This is a genomic window from Gemella cuniculi DSM 15828, assembly GCF_000425665.1.
Lineage (GTDB): Bacteria > Bacillota > Bacilli > Staphylococcales > Gemellaceae > Gemella > Gemella cuniculi.
Genome location: NZ_AUDW01000011.1, coordinates 64,886 through 73,876 on the forward strand (window position 1 = coordinate 64,886; position 8,991 = coordinate 73,876).

The 8,991-nt window shown below is 31.7% G+C and carries 8 protein-coding genes; 3 read left to right on the forward strand and 5 right to left on the reverse strand.

The features are described 5' to 3' along the window. Positions 1–584: 584 nt before the first annotated feature. Together hpf and H612_RS0101840 are read left to right on the forward strand one after the other, a co-directional pair. Complete coding sequence (gene hpf, locus H612_RS0101835) at positions 585–1,130, forward strand: ribosome hibernation-promoting factor, HPF/YfiA family (protein WP_027129914.1); 546 nt, start codon at positions 585–587, stop codon at positions 1,128–1,130. A gap of 122 nt (positions 1,131–1,252) precedes the next feature. After that, complete coding sequence (locus H612_RS0101840; RefSeq protein WP_027129915.1) at positions 1,253–1,828, forward strand: DJ-1 family glyoxalase III; 576 nt, start codon at positions 1,253–1,255, stop codon at positions 1,826–1,828. A gap of 108 nt (positions 1,829–1,936) precedes the next feature. On the opposite strand, the gene H612_RS0101845 is transcribed toward H612_RS0101840, so the two are convergent. From H612_RS0101845 to rpsF, 5 genes are all read right to left on the reverse strand, one after another. Next, a complete protein-coding gene (locus H612_RS0101845; RefSeq protein ID WP_027129916.1) occupies positions 1,937–3,013 on the reverse strand; it encodes an iron-containing alcohol dehydrogenase family protein in 1,077 nt (358 codons plus the stop codon). 184 nt (positions 3,014–3,197) lie between these two features. Then, the gene (locus tag H612_RS0101850) at positions 3,198–4,415 is read right to left on the reverse strand and encodes an HD domain-containing protein (RefSeq protein ID WP_027129917.1); all 1,218 of its coding nucleotides are present in this window, start codon (positions 4,413–4,415) and stop codon (positions 3,198–3,200) included. A gap of 88 nt (positions 4,416–4,503) precedes the next feature. Next, positions 4,504–4,752, reverse strand: a complete 249-nt coding sequence (gene rpsR, locus H612_RS0101855; RefSeq protein ID WP_021752292.1) for a 30S ribosomal protein S18 — start codon at positions 4,750–4,752, stop codon at positions 4,504–4,506. A 24-nt stretch (positions 4,753–4,776) separates the two neighbouring features. Beyond that, on the reverse strand, positions 4,777–5,355 hold the full coding sequence (locus H612_RS0101860; protein WP_027129918.1) for a single-stranded DNA-binding protein: 579 nt from the start codon (positions 5,353–5,355) through the stop codon (positions 4,777–4,779). 13 nt (positions 5,356–5,368) lie between these two features. Further along, entirely contained in the window at positions 5,369–5,656 is a 288-nt protein-coding gene (rpsF, locus tag H612_RS0101865; protein ID WP_027129919.1) for a 30S ribosomal protein S6, read from the reverse strand. Positions 5,657–6,353: 697 nt separating this feature from the next. On the opposite strand from rpsF, the gene adhE reads away from it, so the two are divergent. After that, the coding region (gene adhE / locus H612_RS0101870) for a bifunctional acetaldehyde-CoA/alcohol dehydrogenase (RefSeq protein WP_027129920.1) at positions 6,354–8,991 on the forward strand (2,638 nt) is incomplete at its 3' end.

The window sequence follows — 8,991 nt, forward strand, 5'->3', positions numbered from 1 at the left end:
TTTTACTTAGCCTTGAATAATAAATACAATATATTGCTTCAATAAACTCACAATAATTTTCAAAAAACATAATAATTCTCCCCTCCCTACAAAAAAACTTGTACTTCAACTTAAAATTATTACATTAATCCAAGTCAAAAATACAAGTTTGTAAACTAAAATTATTTTTCATCCTTTGATAGCCCTCTTCTAATAAAATTAATTGCTAAAAAAAGCATTGGGATACCAAAAAATATTGTTAATAAAATTTGTAAAAGATTAGTTTCAAAAATATTCATAATTATTCTCCCCTACCTTTCTTCTTTTATGCTACTCATCCAAAAAATAAAACTCGGAATTCTTCTAAAAAGTGCTACACTAAAAATTAAGCGACCTTTCTTAATTACCATTAATATTGCCCTTTTTATCCCTATTCTCATTATAAATAAAATATTTTTATAAAGCAAATAATTATAATATTTCTTAACAAAAAAATTTTAATAATATTATATTGATAACGTTATTAGAAAATGATATAATAAGAGTATAAATAGAGGGGAAACCCTATAAAGTAGTTTTCTACTTTATGAAAGGAGTGCTTTAAAATGTTAAGATATCAAGTACGAGGAGAGAATTTAGAAATTACCCAAGCAATTAGAGAATACGTTGAAAGTAAAGTTTCTAAATTAGAAAAATACTTTGCTGACAGTTTAGAAGCAAACGTTTATGCTAACGCTAAAGTATATAAAAATAATAAGAAAAAAATAGAAATTACTGTACCACTAAAAGGTGTAACACTTCGTGCAGAAGAAACTAATGAAGACCTTTATGCAGCGGTCGATTTAGCAGTTGATAAACTTGAACGTCAAATGCGAAAACATAAAACAAAAATCAACAGAAAAGGTCGTGAAAAAGGCTTCATCACAGAAAATATACTTACTAACGAATTAGAGGGTCTCGAAGAAAGTTCACTAGATTTTGGTAAAGTAAAACAATTAAAAGTTGAAGCTATGACAAGAGATGAAGCTGTCTTTGAAATGGAGCTTTTAGGACATGATTTCTTCGCATTCTTAGATAGTAACACTGGAGAAATTTCTGTAGTTTATAAACGCCGTGACACTGGATATGGAGTTTTAGAAATTTCTAAATAATAATTATGCTTTTTGTATTGGCAACTATCTTCCGGAGGTAGTTGCCTTTTTAATAAATTATATTCAAATGTAACAATTTAATTTTAAAACTAAATTGTTGAGATTAACAGGAGGTTATTACTATGACAAAAAAAGTTGCTTTATTTGTAGAAGATGGAAGTGAAGAGTTGGAATTTATTGCACCTCTTGATATTATGCGTCGTGCAGAACTTGAAGTGGACCTAATTTCCGCAAATAACAAGGACTATATCATAAGCTCACATAATGTTAAAGTTATCGTAGATAAAAAAATAGATGATATCGAAAATATTTTATACTACGACGCTATTGTCATACCTGGTGGTATACCTGGTGCTACAAATCTTCGTGATAACAAAAAAATTATAGATTTTTATCAAGTTATGTACGAAGCAAACAAACTGGTTGCAGCAATTTGTGCAGCACCTATTGTACTAAGTGCAGCTAGTATCACTTACGATAAAGAAGTAACATCTTATCCAGGTTTCGAGTCAGAAATAGATTGTAAATTTCATAACAATGAGAAGGCTGTTGTTGTTGATAAAAATGTTATTACTGCACAAGGTCCAGCAGTCGCACTCCTTTTTGGCTACGAAATAGTCAATTATCTTTTAGATAATAATACTTCTTACAAAATAAAAAATGATATGTTAGTACCAGTATTGAAAAACAATCTATAAACTTATAAAAATAACCTCTAGGCTATGGGTTTCAAAGATTTTTCTTTGTAACATTTCCAGGCTTAAGAGGTTATTTTAAAGTTTGACAAATTATTTTTTATACTTAAATTAATTTGTCATATTTTCCAATTCTTTCATAGCTCCAGCAACAACTTCTGGTATACAATTATCTACCGCTAATTTAAAAGTTTCTTTGTCACTCGCAGCAAAACTTGCAATTTTTTGAATTTTTTCTTCAACATCTTCTACAATATTAACACATTTTAAATTATATGCTAAATGATTTTCTTTATAGAACGGAATTAATTTTTCTACTTCTTCTTTTTTCCCTTCCGCTAATAACTGAACTAAAATTCCATATGAAACTTTTGTACCATGCAATACTTTATGAGTTTCTTTTACTAAACTCATTCCGTTGTGTACAGCATGTGCGCCTGCCATTCTTCCATAATGAACTCCGAAACAACCTACACACCCTGAAATTGCAAATACAGTATCAACAGCATTTTTAAATTCTTCAGTAACTTCTTGTTTTTTCATGGATTCTAATGCTTGCTTTGAATCTCTCAATAGTACATCTCTAGTAATTTTCGCTGCCTCCAATCCCATTCTTACAAAAGGATCATTAAATTTATTAAATCTTTCTACTAGAACAACAGCTTCGTACCATTTTGCTAAGGTATCTCCAATTCCCGCAACAAAATATTCTTCTGGTGATTCTAAAAGTAAATCTAAATCTGCAATACAAGCATAAGCTGTTCGCTTAAAATATGCAACTTCTCTAAAAGTTTTATCTGGATGATATACAGCTGCAACAGGTGCATAAGGCGCACACGTTGCAATCACAGTTGGCACAGTTACATACTCTTTATTCAAAAACTGTGCTACACCCTTTGCGGTATCAAGAACACGACCACCACCGACTCCAACGACTAAATCCACATCCTCTCCATATTCATCAGCAATTCTTTTCATATCTTCATAAGAAGCTGTCCCATCATATTTTGCCACTCTAAACTCTCGATTCCCTTTGTAGAACTTCTTAAATGCTACATAAGATTTTTCTCCAGTAACTATTAAAGGAGATTTAAATCCTTCCAATCTATTATCGAGAGCAGATAACGCTCCACTCCCTGAAATATATTCACTAACCCCAGGTCTTGCTACATTTGCCAATTCAAACATCTTACATCTCTCCTTTAATATTAATATTTTAATTTAATTTTGATTATAACATTTCTGACAACTAAAATCAATAGTTTGTAAAAAAAATATTATTTTCTGACAAATTTAATATTATAAATTTTTTATACTATAAAATAAAAAGGATTAAAAATCTAATTTAGACTTTTAATCCTTCAAAAAAATTTTATTTTGGAAAAAATATTGTCCCTTCTTTTTTTACTTGTCCTTTTGTTATTGCTTCAACTATTGTACTTGCCTTCTCCAATGCCACAATACTTCCATCTAAATTTTCTATCAATATTCTTCTTCCTTTGTATGGACTGTATACGTTAGCTTCCACATTTTCTATTTTTATATAATATCTTTCATCTAATTTTTTAAATTTTAACATATTTTTTATCTGAGCCAAACTTTCTTCACTATAATCTACATACTCAAACAATTTTCTGTTAAGTAATCTATATGCGAGATCAGCTGCTACTATATCATCTTTCCCCTGAATTACTGAACAACAGTATAACAATGAATTTTCATCCAATCTAAAATATTCATCTACACTTACAACTTTCTTTTCTAGAAATGGAACAAGAACCTTTATATCAAAAAAATAACTTTTATCAATCTCAAATAGATCTTTCAATCGCCTGAATAGTTGAATAAATACAGCCTCATAACTTCTAGCAACTGGATGAAAATATACTTGCCAATACATTTGATACCTAGCCATAATATAATCTTCTACACTATGAATTCCAGTATATTTCACCACTAAAAATTTTTTTCCATCTTCCGACTTTCTTACTCGCAAAGTTCTAAGAATTCTTTCAAGGTCAAATTGTCCATAACTTGTCGCTGAAAAATATGAATCTCGAAGAAGATAATCCATTCTATCAGCATCAAGCTGTCCAGATACGATTTGATTTAAAATATCGTTTTTGTGCGTATGCTGAATTATGCTAACTATATCATATGGCAGTTTGGGATATACTTCACTCAAAATAGAATTTACTTCTGTATTTCCTAAAATAATTTTTGCAGTATATTCTTCATGGTTATAATCTGTAATATGCTCAAATGCATGTGAAAATGGACCATGTCCAATATCATGTAAAAGACCAGCGAGCATTACACAAACTTTTTCGTATTCATCAAGTTCTACACTTAAAGATTTAATTTCTGTTACCATTCTTCGGACAATTTCATAAACACCTAGTGAATGAGAAAATCTTGAGTGTTCTGCACTTGGATAAACCTGGAAATCTCCCCCTAATTGCCTAATGCGGCGAAGCCTTTGAAATTCTTTACTATCTAAACATTTCCAAACCACCTCATAATTAATATGAATATAACTATGAACAGGGTCACGCAAAACTTTTGTTTCATCTAATTTTCTAAGTTCCATATACTCCCTCCTTGACTTTTTATTGTAACTTTATTATATCAAAGCACAAAAAAAAGACAAGCCTAAGCTCATCTTTTAATACTTATTCTTATTTTTCATCAACTACATATGGTAAAAGTGCCATATGTCTAGCTCTTTTAATTGCTGTAGTTAACATTCTTTGATACTTAGCTGAAGTACCAGTTACACGACGTGGTAAGATTTTTCCACGTTCTGAAATAAACTTTTTAAGTAACTCTACATCTTTATAATCAATAAATTCAATGTTATTTTTTGTAAAATAACATACTTTTTTGCGACGGCGCATATTGTTACGGCGATTATTATTTACTGCCATTGTACATTTCCTCCTATGTAATTTTTAATCTTCTTTAAACGGATTCACTACATCCTGCATGAAGTCATCATCTAAATTGCTTGGGAAATTTTCACCAAAATCAGAAAACGATGAACTATCATTAATAAAATCTTGCATAGCTGAATTAGCCTGTGGTTGATTCGAATTAGACGAGTTGCTTATATTATTATAATAATTAGCACCTTGATTATTTTTAAATTGTTGTGATTGTTGTTGATTAAAACTCATAGAATCAAATCCATTATTTTGTCTATTTGTACTAGACTTAGGTTCAAGGAACTGAATAGTATTAGCAACCACCTCGGTCACATACACCATATTCCCATCTTTCCCTTGATAACTTCTAGTTTGGATTCTACCTTCAACACCGATTAAGCTACCTCTTGCTAAGAAACGTGCCATATTTTCAGCTTGTTTTCTAAAAGCAACACAACCTATAAAATCAGCTTGTCTTTGACCATTTTGATCAGAGAATGTTCTATTTACAGCAACTGTAAAATAAACCATAGGTATATTTGAACTAGAATATCTTAACTCTGGATCTTTAGTTAATCTTCCAACTAATACTACGTTATTAATCATAGTAGACCACCCCTTATTTTTCTAATCTTACGACCATATGACGAATAATATCATCGCTAATTTTTGCTAAACGATCAAATTCTTTTGTAGACGCATCTGTTTCTGAAGTTAATTCTACTACATAGTAGTAAGCATCACTGAAGTCTTCGATTTCATAAGCTAGGCGTTTTTTTCCTAAATCTTTAACTTCCACTGCTTCTGCACCTTCTGAAAGAATATTTACAAATCTATCAACCACTGCTTTTTTAGCTTCTTCATCAATACGTGGTTGAACAGCAAACATTACTTCATATTTTCTCATGTGTTTGTTACCTCCTTTTGGACTTTGCGACCCTCTGTTAAAATTAAGAGAGTAAGGAGTAATAAAATTACTCTAGCGACTATTATAACAATTATAGAAATAAAAATCAATATATAACTTTTTATTTTGAAATTTTTCATAAAAAATACACACTGTCAAAGAATAATATTTTAATTATTTTTTTTTTATTTCATCTATAAATTCATTAATTAATCAAGATAAATTTTTTTAATATTTACCTTATATTTTTAATATATACCTGATAAAATAAATAATATCCACAATGTAATTGATATAGATTCTCAAATACATGACTATATTTTTAAATTTATTTTTTTCTACATTTAAAAATATAATTGCACTGAATATTCTTCGAACTTGTTATAGTATTGTTCTCTTATAATACAGTTGTCCTCTTCATATAATTAATATCAGTATTATCTTTTTCTTTTGAAACTGTATGTTTACATAAATTTTATAACTTTTTCATATGGTATAGCATTTTTTTTAGATATAATTTATTTATTTTACATGTTTTTTCCATAATTTTTTAACTGGTTACTTTTTTATTTTTAATATGTTAAACTTAATGTGCAAGGAAAAATGTCGACATCCAATGCAAACAAATCTTTAATTAAAGAAAATTACTTAAATTTTAATACAAATAATATTTTACATATTTGGGAGGTAAGTTATTATGGTTAAAGAAAAAGAAATTATTAATCCTATTCTTGAAGAAGTAAGTACTCTTGTTAAAAATGCTACAACTGCATTGGAAAAATTTAAAAAAATAGAAGATCAAGAGAAAATAGATGCTATCGTTCAAGCAGCAGCTGTTGCAGCTCTTGAAGCTCATGGTCCTCTAGCGGTTGCCGCTATCGAGGAAACTGGTCGCGGTATTGTAGAAGACAAAGCTATAAAAAATTTATATGCGTGTGAGTACATTACCAATAACCTGAGAGATTTGAAAACAGTGGGCATTATAGATAGAGATTTTTCAGATGGCATTACTACTATTGCCGAACCTGTAGGCGTTATCTGTGGTATTGTTCCTACTACTAACCCTACATCTACTACAGTCTTTAAATCTTTAATCTGTTTGAAAACTCGTAACCCTATTATCTTCAGTTTCCACCCATCAGCTAATGAATGTTCTAAACAGGCTGCTCGCATAGTTCGTGATGCTGCTGTTAAAGCTGGTGCTCCTGAAAACTGTATTCAATTCATCGAAAAACCTTCAATGGATGGAACACATGCTTTGATGAATCATGATGGCGTAGCTACTATCTTAGCTACTGGTGGTAACGCAATGGTTAAAGCTGCATATTCTTGTGGTAAACCTGCACTTGGGGTTGGACCTGGTAACGTACCTGCTTATGTTCACAAAGAGGCTAAACTTAAACAAGCTGTTAATGATATCGTTTTAAGTAAAGCTTTCGATAATGGTATGATTTGTGCCAGCGAACAAGCTGCTATCGTTGATAAAGAACTATACAGCGACTTTATTAAAATTATGAAATCTCACAGAGTTCACTTCGTTAACAAAACTGAAAAAGCTAAATTAGAAAAACTATTATTCGGTGTTGAAGCTAACTCTAAAGATTGTTCTGGTGCTAAACTAAACTCTGTTATCGTTGGTAAACCTGCTGAAGAAATCGCTCGCCTTGCTGGTTTTGAAGTTCCTAAAGGTACTGTGATTCTTGCTGCTGAATGTAAAGAAGTTGGTGTTAACGAACCTCTTACTCGTGAAAAACTTTCTCCTGTTCTTGCTGTTCTTAAATCTAACAGCACTGAAGATGGTATTGAAAAATCTCGTCAAATGGTTGAATTTAACGGTCTTGGGCATACTGCCGCTATTCACACTCAAAATGAAGATGTTGCTGAAGAATTCGGTAAAGTTGTTAGAGCTTGCCGTGTTGTATGGAATTCTCCATCTACATTTGGTGGTATTGGGGATGTGTATAACGCATTTATTCCATCATTAACTCTTGGTTGTGGTAGTTATGGTGGAAACTCAGTTTCCGGTAATATCGGTGCTATAAACCTTCTTAATATTAAACAGATTGGCCGAAGAAATAATAATCTTCAATGGTATAAAATTCCACCAAAAGTTTATTTTGAGCCTAATGCTATAAGATATCTTAGCGAAATGGAGGGTTTAGAAAGAGTGATGATCATAACTGACGAATCTATGGTTAAACTTGGATTTGCAGCAAAAGTCATCGATCAATTAAACCGTAGACAAAATAAAGTTCAATATGAAGTATTTGCTGGTGTAGAACCTAACCCTGATATTACGACCGTTGAACGTGGTTTAGAAATTATGAATTCATTTAAACCAAATGCAATCGTTGCTCTTGGTGGTGGTTCACCAATGGACGCTGCAAAAATTATGTGGTTATTCTATGAAAGACCAGATGCCGACTTTAAAGAGTTAGTTTTAAAATTCTCTGATATTAGAAAACGTACTGTAAAATTCCCGCAACTTGGTCAAAAAGCTAAATTCATTGCTGTTGCAACGACTTCTGGTACAGGTAGTGAAGTAACACCTTTTGCGGTTATTTCTGATAAAGAAAACGATAAAAAATACCCGTTAGCTGATTATGCACTAACTCCTAATGTTGCTATTGTTGACCCTAACTTGGTTATAACCGTTCCAGCTAGACCGACTGCAGCTACTGGTATGGACGTTCTTACTCATGCTACTGAAGCTTACACCTCTATCTTAGCAAACGACTATACTGACGGTATCGCTTTAAGAGCAATTAAACTAGTATTTGAAAATCTTGAAAAATCTGTTAAAGAAGCTGACAAAGACGCCCGTGAAAAAATGCACAATGCTTCTTGCTTGGCTGGTATGGCTTTTGCTAATGCTTTCTTAGGTATCTGCCACTCTATGGCTCACAAAATTGGTGGTAAATTCCACACTGTTCACGGGGAAACTAATGCTACATTACTACCTTACGTAATTCGCTACAATGGTACTCGTCCAGGTAAAGTTGCTCTTTGGCCTAAATACGAGCACTATCAAGCTGCTGAAAGATTCCAAGACATCGCTCGCATGTTAGGTCTTAAAGCTGATACTCCAGAAGAAGCTGTTGAATCTTACGCTCAAGCTGTGTTTGAATTAGGTAAACGTGTTGGAACTCCTATGTGTTTCAAAGATCATGGTGTTGATTACGATGCATTTAAAGCCGCTCTTCCTACATTAGCTATGGATGCTTTCGAAGATCAATGTACTCCTGCTAACCCTAGACTTGCTCTTATCGATGACATGGCTGACATTATGGAAGCTGCTTGGTTCGGTTATGATCAAAAGAAATTTGTGGAAAATA

Bases quoted from the DNA above. Each gene is read 5' to 3' on its own strand.
- hpf (WP_027129914.1), top strand. From the start codon at position 585: ATGTTAAGATATCAAGTACGAGGAGAGAATTTAGAAATTACCCAAGCA.
- H612_RS0101840 (WP_027129915.1), top strand. From the start codon at position 1,253: ATGACAAAAAAAGTTGCTTTATTTGTAGAAGATGGAAGTGAAGAGTTG.
- H612_RS0101845 (WP_027129916.1), bottom strand. From the start codon at position 3,013: ATGTTTGAATTGGCAAATGTAGCAAGACCTGGGGTTAGTGAATATATT.
- H612_RS0101850 (WP_027129917.1), bottom strand. From the start codon at position 4,415: ATGGAACTTAGAAAATTAGATGAAACAAAAGTTTTGCGTGACCCTGTT.
- rpsR (WP_021752292.1), bottom strand. From the start codon at position 4,752: ATGGCAGTAAATAATAATCGCCGTAACAATATGCGCCGTCGCAAAAAA.
- H612_RS0101860 (WP_027129918.1), bottom strand. From the start codon at position 5,355: ATGATTAATAACGTAGTATTAGTTGGAAGATTAACTAAAGATCCAGAG.
- rpsF (WP_027129919.1), bottom strand. From the start codon at position 5,656: ATGAGAAAATATGAAGTAATGTTTGCTGTTCAACCACGTATTGATGAA.